Here is a 13,481-nt window from a genome sequence, read left to right on the forward strand (position 1 = left end):
ACAGGCGCGCTTCTCGTCCGTAAAACTACCGACAGGGAAGCCGACGGAGAGAACCGATGAATACCAAATTGTTACTCGCGCCCGCACTTTTGGCTTCAAGTTTGAGTCTCGGCGCCTGCGCGCAAAACTACGCGGTCGAAGGCGCGGTTGCCGGTGCCGCTGCGGGCGCCGGGCTGAGCGCTCTTCTGGGCGAAGATCTCGAAACCTACGCGCTCGCTGGCGCTGCGATCGGCGGGGTCGTCGGCTACGTCAACGACAAGAACGACGATTGCGACGGCTATTACGGCGACGGGCGCTATGTCGACGACGATTGCCGCTATGATGACCGTTATGCGCGCTACTGGCGCTAGGGCATCGAATCGATCCCGCTGAATGATGAGCCGTCCCGCAAGGGGCGGCTTTTCTTTGCTAGCCGCTTACGGACCTACCCCCGGCGCCGCGAAAGCGCACCAGCAGATCATAGGCTGCGGGATCGGCGACCCCCGCGACTTTGATACCGTTGCGCAGCCAGAAAGCATGCTTCACGATTTCGGCCTGCTGTTCGATGCCGTAGCGTTCGAGCGGCCATCCCGGCCTGAGCGCATAGTCGTAGCGCGCCCAGGGCATGCGCCGGGTAACGAGGAACCACTTGCCGCGCGTCTGGACCTGCCAGACATGCACCAATTCGTGAATCAGCAGTCCCTGACGCAGGATGTCGGCCTTGGAGAAATCATCGCAATAGGCTTCCGCGCGCGGGTGGAAATGCACGTGGCCGCGGGGGGCCATGGTGATCGTGCGGGGCTGAAACGGAAACCATTTACGGCGGCGGATCGTGACTTTTTCATAATCGATCACATCGCCGAACACCGACCGTGCAAGTGCAATTTCGCCTGGCGTGAGCGCACGTTCGCCGCCCGCCGGACAAGAAGGCGCGACAGCTTCGTCGTGGGTCTCAAGCCCGAGGCTGTCGCGCGCATCGTTCAGCGTTCGTCACCCGCCGCGCGAATTTCCACCGGAAAGGATTTTTTCTTCCCGCCGACGACTGTGAGTGTCATTTCGGTCGTTCCTCCTGCTTCCAGCGACGGATCGAGATCGAAGACCATCACGTGAAATCCGCCCGGCTCGAAGCTTTCGGTGCCGCCGGCATTCACAAGGACCTGGCCGACGCTGTCCATCATCATCTGACCGTCCATTTCCATCGAGCCGTGCAGCTCCGCATTCCCTGCGCCTTCGACATCGGCACGGCGGATCGCGTAGTTTCTGTCGCCAGTGTTCTCGACATCGAAATATATCGCCCCGGGTCTGTCCGAAACCGCCGGAAGCATCAGCCGCGCATTGCTGACCTCCAGGGAAACTCCATCGGATGCGGGAGTGGTGGATTCTTCCGTTTCACTGGCGCAACCGGCCAGTCCAATTGCGGTACAAGCAAGCGCAAAGGGCGCGAAATGCGTCATTTTCATGGATTTGATCCCCTCTTGGTAATGTCGAAAAACTAGCGGCGCCTCTCCCTTGTGCCAAGAAAAACCGCACCTATATCGCCCGGGTAACACACCACCGGATAGAGCCGCCGACCGGTTCCGCCAGGATATGGGGAGCCAACGAAGCGGTGTCCAACGACTTGAAACAGATGGGGAAACCATGAGCAAAGTTATCGGTATCGACCTCGGCACCACCAACAGCTGCGTTGCCGTGATGGACGGGGGCAAGCCCAAAGTCATCGAGAATTCGGAAGGCGCGCGCACCACGCCTTCGATCGTCGCCTTCACCAAGGATGGCGAACGCCTGATCGGACAGCCGGCCAAGCGCCAGGCCGTGACCAACCCGGACAACACCCTTTTCGCGATCAAGCGCCTGATCGGTCGCCGTTTCGACGATCCGCTGACCAAGAAGGACATGGAGCTGGTCCCCTATGACATCGTCAAGGGCAAGAATGGCGACGCATGGGTCGAAGCTGGCGGCGAGGAATATTCGCCCAGTCAGGTTTCCGCCTTCATTCTTCAGAAGATGAAGGAAACCGCCGAGAGCTATCTCGGCGAAACCGTCACGCAGGCCGTGATCACCGTTCCCGCATACTTCAACGACGCGCAGCGCCAGGCGACCAAGGACGCCGGCCAGATCGCCGGTCTCGAAGTGCTGCGCATCATCAACGAGCCGACTGCGGCCGCGCTTGCCTATGGCATGGACAAGGAAGACGGCAAGACCATCGCCGTTTACGACCTTGGCGGCGGTACCTTCGACGTCTCGGTTCTCGAAATCGGCGACGGCGTCTTCGAAGTTAAGTCGACCAATGGCGACACCTTCCTGGGCGGTGAAGACTTCGACAGCGCGATCGTCGAATATCTCGCGGACGAGTTCAGGAAGAAGGAGAACATGGATCTCCGGACCGACAAGCTCGCCCTGCAGCGCCTCAAGGAAGCAGCCGAAAAGGCCAAGATCGAACTGTCGAGCTCGGCCCAGACCGAAGTCAACCTGCCCTTCATCACCGCACGCATGGAAGGCGGCAGCTCGACCCCGCTGCACCTCGTCGAAACGATCAGCCGCTCGAAGCTCGAGCAGCTCGTCGGCGATCTGATCAAGCGCACACTCGAGCCCTGTAAGAAGGCACTCGCCGATGCGGGCGTTTCCAAAGACGAGATCGACGAGGTTATCCTGGTCGGCGGCATGACCCGCATGCCCAAGGTCCGCGAAGTGGTGGAGGAATTCTTCGGTTCGAAGCCGCATACCGGCGTGAACCCCGATGAAGTCGTGGCCATGGGTGCTGCCATCCAGGCTGGCGTCCTCCAGGGCGACGTCAAGGATGTGTTGCTGCTCGACGTGACCCCGCTTTCGCTGGGCATCGAAACGCTGGGCGGCATCATGACCAAGATGATCGATCGCAACACGACGATCCCGACCAAGAAAACGCAAACCTACTCCACCGCCGAGGACAACCAGAACGCGGTGACGATCCGCGTTTTCCAGGGCGAACGCGAGATGGCGCAGGACAACAAGATGCTGGGCCAGTTCGATCTGGTCGGCATCCCTGCAGCACCTCGCGGCGTCCCGCAGATCGAAGTTACCTTCGACATCGACGCCAACGGCATCGTGAACGTGTCTGCCAAGGACAAGGGCACCGGCAAGGAGCAGCAGATCCGCATCCAGGCGTCGGGCGGTCTGTCCGATGACGACATCGAGAAGATGGTCCAGGACGCCGAAAAGTTCGCCGACGAGGACAAGAAGCGCAAGGAAAGCGCCGAAGCGCGCAACCAGGCCGACAGCCTCGTCCACGCCACCGAAAAGCAGCTCGAAGAGCATGGCGACAAGATCGACGCTTCGCTGAAGAGCGAAGTCGAAGAAAAGGTCGCGGCGCTCAAGGCCGCGCTCGAAGGTGACGATGCGGCCGACATCAATGCGAAGGCCCAGGATCTGTCGCAGTCGGCGATGAAAATGGGTCAGTCGATCTACGAGCAGGAACAGGCCAATGCCGCGCCTGACGCCCCGGAAGGCGATGCATCCTCCGGCGGTGGCGCGGAAGAAGAGGTTGTCGACGCCGAATTCTCCGAAGTCGACGAAGACTCGAAGAACTGATTGCCTGATGAGAAGCCAATCGCCATCGGTGCATTCCCGCACCGGTGGCGATTAGCCATTGGAAAGCCATGTCGACGACTGAAACCGATCTCTACGAACTGCTCGAGGTAAGCCGCGACGCCGATGGCGCGACGATCAAGTCCGCCTATCGCAAACTGGCGATGAAGCACCACCCCGATCGCAACCCGGGCTGCACCGAAAGCGAAGGCAAATTCAAGGCGGTCAGCGCCGCCTACGAAGTGCTCAAGGACCCGCAAAAGCGGGCAGCCTATGACCGCTACGGACATGCCGCCTTTCAACAGGGCGGCCCGGGTGGTGGGCCGGGCGGTGCAGATTTCGGGGATCTCGGCGATATTTTCGAGACGATTTTCGGCAGCGCTTTCGGTGGCGGAGGCCGTGCGCGTCCGCGCCGGGGTGCGGATTTGCGCTACGACATGCAGATCGATCTCGAAGAGGCCTTTCACGGAAAATCGACCGAAATCGAAATCGAAGTCTCGCAGAATTGCGAAACCTGCCACGGTTCGGGCGCCACGCCCGGCACGCGCGCCCGTACCTGCAATCTTTGCCATGGCCAGGGCAGTGTCCGGGCCAAGCAGGGGTTCTTCGTCGTCGAGCGGCCTTGCCCCAATTGCCATGGCAGCGGGGAAGTCATTTCGTCGCCCTGTCGCGATTGCCGCGGCGAAGGGCGCATCGACAAGGTTCAGGCGCTCGAGGTGGACATCCCGCCCGGTGTCGATACCGGCACGCGTATCCGTCTGTCGGGCAAGGGCGAGGCCGGGCCACGCGGTGCGCCGCCGGGCGATCTCTACATCTTCATTCATGTGAAACCGCACGACATCTTCCAGCGCGAAGGCACGACGCTGGCTACGCGTGTGCCGATCAGCTTCACAGCAGCCGCACTCGGCGGATCGATCGATATTCCCAATATCGATGGGGAAGAGGTTACGATCGAAATCCCCGCAGGCATTCAGTCGGGTAAGCAGTTGCGGCAGCGTGGGGCAGGCATGCCCGTGCTGCAGGGCCGCGGTCGCGGCGATCTCGTGGTGGAAATCGCGGTCGAAACGCCGACCAGGCTAAGCAAGGAGCAGCGCGCGCTGCTCGAACAGTTCCGCGAACTGGAAACCGGTGAGGAGTGCCCCGAAAGCCGCGGCTTCTTCGACAAGCTCAAGGATGCCTTTGGCGGGTGATTGCCAAGTGACGTAGGGGCCGCGATAAGCGCGCCCCATGTTGCCTTCGCTGACCATTATCGACGATTTTCTGTCCGATCCCTGGGCCGCGCGCCGTGCGGCGCTGGCGCTGCGATATGCGCTCCCCGGCACTGGCGGAAATTATCCGGGCCGGGATTCGACTTCCGCTCTGGAGGTGGATGGCATCAATGCCGCCGTTTCGCGCCATATCGGTATCGACTTGGCGGGAGCGGAGGGCACCGAACACGGACACTGTCGGCTTACGCTGAAATCGGACAAGGGGCGGAGCGGCGTACACGTGGACCCGGCCTTCTATTCCGGCATCCTCTATCTCTCGCGGCCCGAGGATTGCGTGAAGCCTGGAGCCGGTGGAACCGATTTTTTCCGCCACAAACGTACCGGTCTCGAACGGGTACCCACGAATGGCGCAGAGCTTGCCGCGACCGGATATGACAATCTCGACGATCTCGTCGGCACCGTTGTAAACAAGGATACGATGCACCCCGCCAAGTGGGAGCGCGTGATGCGCGTGCCGATACGCTTCAATCGGCTGCTGCTGTTCTCACCGTGGCAATTCCACAATTCGGCTCCGGGTTTCGGCACCGATCCGGAAAGCGGGCGTCTGGTGATGCTGCTCTTCTTCGCCAAGGCAAAGGGTTAGGGCAGGCGCTCAACGATTTCGGCGCGAAGCGTGTCGAGCAGCCGCTGGCCGCAGCGGCCCGCCTCTTGCTCCTCGTCGAGAATGGCGTGAAAGGCCTCGCGCTTGAAGGACCGGCAAGTCTCTACCGCAAAGGGAGTGCCAAGGGTCGAGCAGACGAGGTCGATCATCCGCTCGGCGCCGTGCAATCGGCCCCAGAGATAATCGTTTTCACGATAGGCCCGGCTGAAAAACGCCCCGAAATTGTAAAATTCGATACCGCGCAGCGTCGCTTGCGTGCCGCCTTCGCGAATGCTTCGCGCATCTTCGGGACTGATCCGATCGACCTTGACCGGATCGAATTCGGTCAATCCCTCGTTGCGCAGCAAAGGCAGCGTGGCCACATCATAGAAGGGAAAGCCGAGATAGGTCAGCAGCATGCGCCGCCGCAGGTTCTTGGGCATGTTCTCGAGCGCGGTAGCGAGCATTTCCTCGGCCCGTTCGTCCAGCGCGGGCAGCAGGCGCCGTGCCTCGATCAGGTCGAGTAGCGTTCCCGGATCGCGCATGACTTCTTCGGCGAGTGGTTCGAACGCATCGCCGAGAGCCGACAACCCTTCCTTTTCGAAATAGAGCGCAAGAATCTCATAAACCGCATCACGTCCCGTCTCGAGCGCATCGTCGGGAATATCCGGATCCGCTTCCCAATCTCGTGCAAGCCGGCGGGCAAGCAAGCGCAGGCGGCGGATACGGAATCCGATATCGTGTTCGCGAAAGAAAGCGATCGCGTCGGCCGATGCGCCACCGGAAGGCGCCGACAGTGTGTCGAGACCCCGGCGCATGAGTTCCTGGCGCAGCACGCTTTCGATGGGCGCGGGATCGTCCAGGCCGAGTTTGGGCGCCGATTGCAGTGTAAGCCGCGCCAGCCTACCAACGATGCCGGTGAACTTGGCTTGGGCATAGGCATGGAAGGCATAACCCGCCCGTTCCGCGGCGGCCTGCTGCGCCTTTTGGCGCCAGTTCTTGAGCCGTGCAGGCGTCGGCCGGTCGAGAAACAAGGTACGGCCGAATAGCTTTTCCACCGCCGCGTCGACTTCGGGGCGCAAGGCGGCCACCATCCGGCTCAGCCGTTCGGCCTCCTGGCTCTGCTCTTCGAGTTGCTCCAGATTGTCCCGTATCGGCTGTTCGCGCGGAAGGGTCGAGAGCGAACCGAAGATAGCCGAGAAGAAACCGACCGGCTCGCTTTTCTCGGCGGTACGATCACCGATCCGTTCGGGACGCGGATCGACATAGACGAACCGCCGGTCGACCTCGCGCTGGGCAGGCCTGCCCTGCAGCGCGGCAATGGCCCCGGCAAACGGTTTGTTGACCAATACCGAACCATCGATAAGCGATACGTTATCAAGTGTTTGCCGCGCAACATGAACCGGCATTATGCGGTTCAGAAAGCTCTCCCGCTCGGGCCAGGTGCGTTCGGTGAGGTTGGATAGCCGGTCGATCTCCTCGATCCGCAAGGGGGGGAAGGCTCCGGGGAAACTCGCCGTCGCGCGCGCGGCGAAGACCAGTTCGAGAGGGTTCGCCAAGTCCAGGCCGCCACGCGCGGGCGTGCGTGCACGAAAGGTAATCGGCATCCGGTGTTCGGTATCCTCGACCACAGAGGGGCTGTGTAGCCGCAACATTTCGAGATGGCCGTGAAAGTCGGTCGCCGTGACATAGAGATCCAGCGGGTGACCGGGCGGCAGCAGCGGCGCATCGATCGGGTTGGCGGCCATCGCCGAGAAGGCCCGCTCCAGAAGCCGCGAGAAGCCCAGCCCGGAGAAGGGCGGTTCGAACCAACGTCCACGAATGAGATGCGAGACCTTGCGCTCCACCTCGGCCTGCGTTTCGGCGGCGACTTCGCCCGCGAGGTTGCTACCGGGTCGGCTCAGCAGCCAGGTGGCGAGGGGTTGTGCCCAGAACTTCGAGAACCGCCATTTTATTCGGGCGGCCGGATCGACCAGCTCGTCCACATCGGCGATTTCGAGCCACAGGTCGGTGAGCGGTTCGAGCGACTGCCCCGAATGAATGGCCTGCGCCAGAAAGACGGTATTGATCCCGCCCGCGCTCGCTCCGCTCATGATGTCGGGCAGGACCCGAAGCCGGAGCCCTTTTTCCTCTTCGATCGTCTCCAACAACGCGCGATAGACCGCGTCGACCCCGCCGCGTGGCGAAGCCCGTGTGTGGAAATCGCGACTGGCGCGGGCAAGCTGCCACAATTCCCGCGTTACGCCGTGCATATAGATCGCCAGGCTCACGCCGCCATAGCAGACCAGTGCGATCCTCAATTCCTTTTGACGCATCGCCCAGCTTCATGGCGGGATAAAACGCGCAAGGCAATTGCGTTCCGCAAATGTTCCGTTTAGCGATACGCCATGGCGAAACCGAAGAAACGCTATGTCTGTCAGGCCTGTGGCAGTGTCTCGCACCGCTGGCAGGGGCAATGCGCCGACTGCGCGGAGTGGAATACGCTGGTGGAGGATGCTCCTGCCACCGTGTTTTCGATGAAGCACGATCTGTCCAGTGGTGGCAGGGCGGTGCAGTTCGTCGATCTCGACAAGCCCGGCGAATTGCCAATACGCCAGCCGACCGGCCTGGCGGAATTCGACCGGGCGCTGGGCGGGGGGCTGGTCCCCGGCTCCGCCATTCTGCTGGGCGGCGATCCCGGTATCGGAAAATCGACCTTGCTGCTCCAGGCGGCGGCCCGGATCGCGCGCGAAGGGCATGGCGTGGTCTATGTCAGCGGCGAGGAGGCATCGGGTCAGGTGCGTATGCGCGCCGCACGGCTCGGTCTGTCCGACGCTCCCGTCAAACTCGCCGCCGCGACGGGCGTGCGCGACATTCTCACCACACTTGGCACGATGGATACGCCGAAGCTGATGGTGATCGATTCGATCCAGACCATGCATTCGGACACGATCGAAGGCGCACCCGGAACGGTCAGCCAGGTACGCGGCTGCGCTTTCGAACTGATCCGCTATGCCAAGGAAAACGGCGTTGCGCTGGTTCTGGTCGGCCACGTGACCAAGGACGGCAACATCGCCGGCCCGCGCGTGCTCGAACATATGGTCGATGTGGTGATGAGCTTCGAGGGCGAGCGCAGCCATCAGTACCGCATCCTGCGCGCGCTCAAGAACCGCTTCGGCGCGGTCGACGAGATCGGCGTCTTCGCCATGGCGGGGGAAGGGCTGGAAGAGGTCGACAATCCTTCGATGCTGTTCCTGTCCGGCCGCGACGAGCCGATGGCGGGCAGCGCGGTGTTCCCGGCAATCGAAGGCACGCGGCCGGTGCTGGTCGAAATCCAGGCGCTGATCGTGCGGCTGCAATCGGGCGCGACGCCGAGGCGGGCGGTTGTGGGCTGGGACAATGGCCGCCTTGCGATGCTGCTGGCGGTGCTGGAATCGCGCTGCGGGCTGAACTTCTCTTCGGCCGAGGTCTATCTCAATGTCGCTGGCGGTTATCGTCTCTCCGATCCCGCCGCCGATCTGGCGGTTGCCGCGGCGCTGGTCAGCGCGATGGCCGACAAGCCGCTTCCACCGCGCAGCGTCTGGCTCGGCGAAGTGTCGCTTGCCGGAGAGATCCGGCCTGTGGCCCATGGCGGTTTGCGGCTGCGCGAAGCGGCCAAGCTTGGCTTCGATTGCGGCTTCGGGCCGTCCGACGTGAAGAGCAGCTCGTCCGCGCTTCGCTATGACGGTTTGGGACAATTGGCCAATCTCGTTGACCGGATAATCGGGAACCCATAAATCCGCCATTTCAAGGAAGGGTCATGACGGGTTTCGATTACTTAGTCCTGCTGATCGTCGGCATTGCCGCGGCCGGTGGATTCATGCGCGGTTTCATGCAGGAAATCCTGTCGCTGGCGGCCTGGATTCTGGCGGCTTTCGCGATCCGTTTCCTGCACAGGCCTCTGACGCTGGCGCTGGAAGAGTATATCGGCCCCGAAATCACGACTTCGCTGCTATCCTTCACCCTGCTGCTTCTGATCCCCTATGCCGCGATGAAAGTCATCGCCAGCAATGTCGGAACCGCTTCACGCGGTTCGATCATGGGGCCGATCGATCGCGTATTGGGTTTTGGCTTCGGAGCCTTGAAGGGGGTGTTAATCGTGGTCATCGCTTTCTCGCTGCTTGTGCTGGGTTATGACGGGATTTGGGGCTATAAGGGGCGACCGAGCTGGATCACTACCGCGCGGAGTTATGAGCTCGTCGATGCAAGTTCGCGCGCGCTGGTCGAAGCCCTCGCGGAACGTCGGTCGCGCCTGCGCGAGCAGTCTGCCGACGGGCAATAATGGACACCCCGCGCGCACCCGCGCTTTATTCGCCGCAGCTTTTGGCACTGGCCATCGAACTGGCGGACTATCCCTTCGACGGGGCCGCTGCGGCCACCGGGCGCGCGCGATCGCGTAGTTGCGGCAGCGTGATCGAGCTGTCATCGTCCGGGTCCGAACGGCTCGCGGACATTGGATTGAAAGCCACAGCCTGCGCGGTCGGACAGGCTTCGGCAGCTATCTTCGCCCGGGAGGCGCAAGGGATGGACCGGGCAGAAGTCGGCGATATGCTTCGCGCCTTGGAAAGCTGGCTGGCGGGCACTGCTCCGAGTTCGATCCTGCCGCGGCTCGAATTGCTCGAGCCCGCGCGTCGACATCACGGCCGGCACGAAGCGATCCTGCTGCCGTGGAGAGCGGCGCTGGACGCGCTTTCCAAGCCCTCTGACGCTCGCTAGACCGGCATGTCGAGAAGATGAATATCGCGAAGGAGGGAGCGCGAAATGGTCGAGGGTGCCGTCACGCCGCACAGGGAGCCGACGGAAAAGGAGATCCGTCTCGTGATCGCCGCGAGCAGCGCCGGCACGGTCTTCGAATGGTATGATTTTTTCATCTATGGGACTCTCGCCGGACTGATCGGCGCGGCCTTTTTTCCCAGCGATAACGAGACGCTCGAAATCTTGCTGGTCTGGGCAGGCTTCGCGGTCGGTTTCGGATTTCGTCCACTTGGCGCAATCCTTTTCGGCTTTCTCGGCGACCGACTGGGCCGGAAATATACCTTCCTCGTCACGGTCACGCTGATGGGCATTGCGACGGCGGGCGTCGGCCTGATTCCGAGCGCGGCCAGCATCGGCTTGGCAGCGCCGATTATCGTGATCTGCTTGCGGATATTGCAGGGCCTGGCCCTGGGCGGCGAATATGGGGGCGCGGCAATCTATGTAGCCGAACATGCCCCGCCGGAAAAGCGCGGTTTCTATACCAGCTTTATCCAGGCGAGCGTGGTTGGCGGCTTCGTGCTGTCGATCGCGGTGGTGATTGCCTGCCGCGCCCTGATCCCGGCCGACGATTTCGCGGCCTGGGGCTGGCGCATTCCCTTCCTGCTGTCGATCGTGCTGCTGTTCATCTCGCTCTGGATGCGGCTGAAACTGTCGGAAAGCCCCGTGTTCCAGGCGATGAAGGCTGCTGGCGAAACCAGCGCCAATCCGTTCAAGGAAAGCCTGACCTATCCCGGCAATCCGAAGCGGATTTTCGTGGCCTTGTTCGGCATTACCGGCGTTCTCACGACGATCTGGTACACAGCCTTCTTCTCTGGCCTTTCGTTCCTGCGCGGGCCGATGCGCGTGGACGAAAGCGTGGTGGAATGGATGCTGCTGATCGCGGGCACGATTTCGATGAGCTTCTACGTCGTGGTCGGCAAGTGGTCCGACAGGGTGGGGCGCAAAAAACCGATCATTATCGGCGCCATTGCTTCGCTGGTTCTGCTGTTTCCCGTGTTCTGGGCCATCGGTTCGCTGGCAAATCCAGGGCTGGAGCGCAGCGCGCGCGCTGCCCCGGTGACGGTCAGCGGGCCTGCATGTGAATACGACCCTTTCGCCGAGGTTCAGGCCAGTCCGTGCGGCCGCGCGCTTCAGGACCTTACCGCGCTCGGCATTCCCTATACCATCGATGACGCGGCGGCAGCCCAGCTTGCCATCGGAAGCAGGATCTATGGCTACGAAGACCTGCCCGACGATACACGCCGGGCGAGCATTCAGTCATGGCTCGAAACCAATGGATATGATTTCACCCGCCAGACACCACCGCTCGCGAGCCTGGTCGGGATCGTCGCCCTGTTGCTGTTGCTGGGCGTGTTGTCGGCGCTGACCTACGGCTCGGTCGCGGCCTTGCTGTCGGAGATGTTTCCCGCGAAAATCCGGTATAGCTCGATGTCGATCCCATACCATATCGGTGCGGGCTATCTCGGCGGTTTCCTGCCACTGATCGCCGGCTATATCGTGGCGATGACCGGCAACGCCTATGCAGGCCTTTGGTACACGATAGCGGTAGTCGGCTTTGGCTTGATTGTCGCTTGGTGGGGTCTGCCGGATGGGCCACCGCGCGATTTCGAGGATAGCGGGCAGGACCCGCCTGCATCCCCAGTTCTTCCGTGAGACCCGCATGACCGAACTCCCGCCGCCGACCTTGCGGCTGCATATCGATGACGCCGCGTTGGCGAGCAACTGGCGCGCACTCGACACGCTTTCCGGAAAGGCTCGCGCGGGGGCGGCGGTGAAGGCCGATTGCTATGGCCTGGGCGTGGATCGGTGCGTGCCGGTCCTGCGCGATGCGGGCTGCCGCGATTTCTTCGTCGCGCATTGGAGCGAGGTGCCCGCTATCCTCGCGCATGTTCCGGCCGATCGGGTCGCGGTGCTTCACGGCCCGTCGACATCGGACGATGTGGAGTTTGCCCGCGCTACCGGCGTCCGTCCGGTTATCGACAGCCTGCGGCAGGCCACGCTCTGGACGGAGGGCGGGGGCGGTCCCTGCCACCTGATGATCGATACGGGCATTAATCGCCTCGGCATTTCGCCCGGCGAAGCGGATGCCCCTGCCATTCAGGCGCTCAATGTAGAGGTGGTGATGAGCCACCTGGCCTGCGCCGACGAAAATAGCGCCATGAATGCACGCCAATTGGCAGCATTCCGTGCTTGTCTTCCGCAGGTGTCGCACAAGGAGGCAAGTCTCGCGAACAGCGCGGGGATAGCCTTGGGCGCCGAGTATGGCTTCGATCTGACGCGGCCCGGGCTCTCGCTTTATGGCGGCGTTCCTAGAGACGAGCTTGCCGATGACATAAGGCAGGTGGTCAGCCCGCAAGCCGCGCTGATCCAGACCCGCGAAATCGATGCCGGGTCGACCGTCGGCTACAACGCCACCTTCACCGCACGGCGCAGGATGAAGATCGGGGTCGTCTCGCTCGGCTATGCCGATGGCATTTTACGCAGTTGGGCGGGGGCGTATTTTACGCAAGGAGACAGGCGTCTTCCGGTTCTGGGAAAAGTATCCATGGACATGATCGTCCTCGATCTTTCCGAGGCGTCCGAACTTGCCGAGGGCGACTGGGTCGAACTGCCCTACCATCTGCCCGATGCTGCGCGGCAAACCACTCTATCGCAATATGAATTGCTCACCGTACTCGGCAATCGCTTCGGTTGACCTTTGCGTCATGTTGCGCCGCAGTTTGTGCACATGCTAAGCCCCTTGCAACGCACAATTGGGGAGCATGCGCATATGGCAAAGCGGACCGCCGAGGGCGAACCGATCATCATCAAGAAATACGCCAACCGGCGGCTCTACAATACCGACACCAGCAGCTACATCACGCTGGACGATCTGGCCAAGATGGTTCGCGAGAACGTCGACTTCCACGTGCTCGACGCAAAGTCCGGCGATGATATCACGCATACCATCCTGACGCAGATCATCGTCGAAGAAGAAAGCCACGGCACACAGATGCTGCCCGTCAGCTTTCTGCGCGATCTCATCTCCATGTATGGCAATTCGATGCAGGCGATGATGCCGAGCTATCTCGAGGCGAGCATGGCGAACCTGCGCAAGAATCGCGAGCAGTTGCAGGCAGCCTTCGCCAAGGGAATCGAAAGTAACCCCCTGGCCAAAATGGCCGAAGCCAATTTCAAGATGATGCAGAATGCCGCCGAGGCCTTTATCCCGGGCCGAGCGAAGAGTCCCAAGGCTGACCAGTCCGACGAGTTGGCCCAGATGCGCAAGCAGATGGCCGAAATGCAGAAGAAGCTGGACGAGATCAGCAAATAGCGGC

13 protein-coding genes are annotated in these 13,481 nt (G+C 62.0%); 10 read left to right on the plus strand and 3 right to left on the minus strand.

Annotated elements, in window-relative coordinates; translation table 11 throughout:
- Positions 1 to 56 precede the first annotated feature (56 nt).
- A complete protein-coding gene (locus DVR09_RS09755) occupies positions 57 to 350 on the plus strand; it encodes a YMGG-like glycine zipper-containing protein (RefSeq protein ID WP_115416755.1) in 294 nt (97 codons plus the stop codon).
- Positions 351 to 408: 58 nt separating this feature from the next.
- Here DVR09_RS09755 and DVR09_RS09760 read toward each other — a convergent pair whose 3' ends face one another.
- Both DVR09_RS09760 and DVR09_RS09765 read right to left on the minus strand, forming a co-directional pair.
- Positions 409 to 864: a vgr related protein gene (locus DVR09_RS09760; RefSeq protein WP_115416756.1), complete on the minus strand. Its 456-nt coding sequence runs from the start codon at positions 862 to 864 to the stop codon at positions 409 to 411.
- Between the two features lie 95 nt (positions 865 to 959).
- Positions 960 to 1,439 carry a copper chaperone PCu(A)C gene (locus DVR09_RS09765; protein ID WP_115416757.1) on the minus strand — a complete coding sequence of 160 codons (480 nt, stop codon included), beginning with the start codon at positions 1,437 to 1,439 and terminating at the stop codon, positions 960 to 962.
- A gap of 178 nt (positions 1,440 to 1,617) precedes the next feature.
- Between DVR09_RS09765 and dnaK the strand changes: the two genes are divergently transcribed.
- The 3 genes from dnaK to DVR09_RS09780 all read left to right on the plus strand — a co-directional run bounded on the left by dnaK (position 1,618) and on the right by DVR09_RS09780 (position 5,394).
- Positions 1,618 to 3,546 (plus strand): molecular chaperone DnaK, encoded by a 1,929-nt coding sequence (gene dnaK, locus DVR09_RS09770; protein ID WP_115416758.1) that lies wholly within the window; start codon positions 1,618 to 1,620, stop codon positions 3,544 to 3,546.
- 68 nt (positions 3,547 to 3,614) lie between these two features.
- A complete protein-coding gene (gene dnaJ, locus DVR09_RS09775) occupies positions 3,615 to 4,733 on the plus strand; it encodes a molecular chaperone DnaJ (RefSeq protein WP_115416759.1) in 1,119 nt (372 codons plus the stop codon).
- A 37-nt stretch (positions 4,734 to 4,770) separates the two neighbouring features.
- Complete coding sequence (locus DVR09_RS09780; protein WP_115416760.1) at positions 4,771 to 5,394, plus strand: DUF6445 family protein; 624 nt, start codon at positions 4,771 to 4,773, stop codon at positions 5,392 to 5,394.
- On the opposite strand, the gene DVR09_RS09785 is transcribed toward DVR09_RS09780, so the two are convergent.
- Entirely contained in the window at positions 5,391 to 7,706 is a 2,316-nt protein-coding gene (locus DVR09_RS09785; RefSeq protein ID WP_115416761.1) for a patatin-like protein, read from the minus strand. The genes DVR09_RS09780 and DVR09_RS09785 overlap by 4 nt on opposite strands.
- A 72-nt stretch (positions 7,707 to 7,778) precedes the next feature.
- Between DVR09_RS09785 and radA the strand changes: the two genes are divergently transcribed.
- The 6 genes from radA to phaR all read left to right on the plus strand — a co-directional run bounded on the left by radA (position 7,779) and on the right by phaR (position 13,477).
- Positions 7,779 to 9,146: a DNA repair protein RadA gene (radA, locus tag DVR09_RS09790; protein WP_115416762.1), complete on the plus strand. Its 1,368-nt coding sequence runs from the start codon at positions 7,779 to 7,781 to the stop codon at positions 9,144 to 9,146.
- A 23-nt stretch (positions 9,147 to 9,169) separates the two neighbouring features.
- Positions 9,170 to 9,691: a CvpA family protein gene (locus DVR09_RS09795; protein ID WP_115416763.1), complete on the plus strand. Its 522-nt coding sequence runs from the start codon at positions 9,170 to 9,172 to the stop codon at positions 9,689 to 9,691.
- Complete coding sequence (locus DVR09_RS09800; RefSeq protein WP_115416764.1) at positions 9,691 to 10,125, plus strand: iron-sulfur cluster assembly scaffold protein; 435 nt, start codon at positions 9,691 to 9,693, stop codon at positions 10,123 to 10,125. Before DVR09_RS09795 ends, DVR09_RS09800 begins: the two co-directional genes overlap by 1 nt.
- 45 nt (positions 10,126 to 10,170) lie before the next feature.
- Positions 10,171 to 11,817 (plus strand): MFS transporter, encoded by a 1,647-nt coding sequence (locus DVR09_RS09805; protein WP_115416765.1) that lies wholly within the window; start codon positions 10,171 to 10,173, stop codon positions 11,815 to 11,817.
- 7 nt (positions 11,818 to 11,824) lie between these two features.
- The gene (gene alr / locus DVR09_RS09810; RefSeq protein ID WP_115416766.1) at positions 11,825 to 12,859 is read left to right on the plus strand and encodes an alanine racemase; all 1,035 of its coding nucleotides are present in this window, start codon (positions 11,825 to 11,827) and stop codon (positions 12,857 to 12,859) included.
- A 75-nt stretch (positions 12,860 to 12,934) separates the two neighbouring features.
- Positions 12,935 to 13,477, plus strand: coding sequence for a polyhydroxyalkanoate synthesis repressor PhaR (phaR, locus tag DVR09_RS09815; protein ID WP_115416767.1), 543 nt, complete (start codon positions 12,935 to 12,937; stop codon positions 13,475 to 13,477).
- The last annotated feature ends 4 nt before the right edge of the window (positions 13,478 to 13,481 follow it).

It is taken from the genome of Erythrobacter aureus, from assembly GCF_003355455.1.
In the GTDB taxonomy this organism is placed as follows: Bacteria; Pseudomonadota; Alphaproteobacteria; order Sphingomonadales; family Sphingomonadaceae; genus Qipengyuania; species Qipengyuania aurea.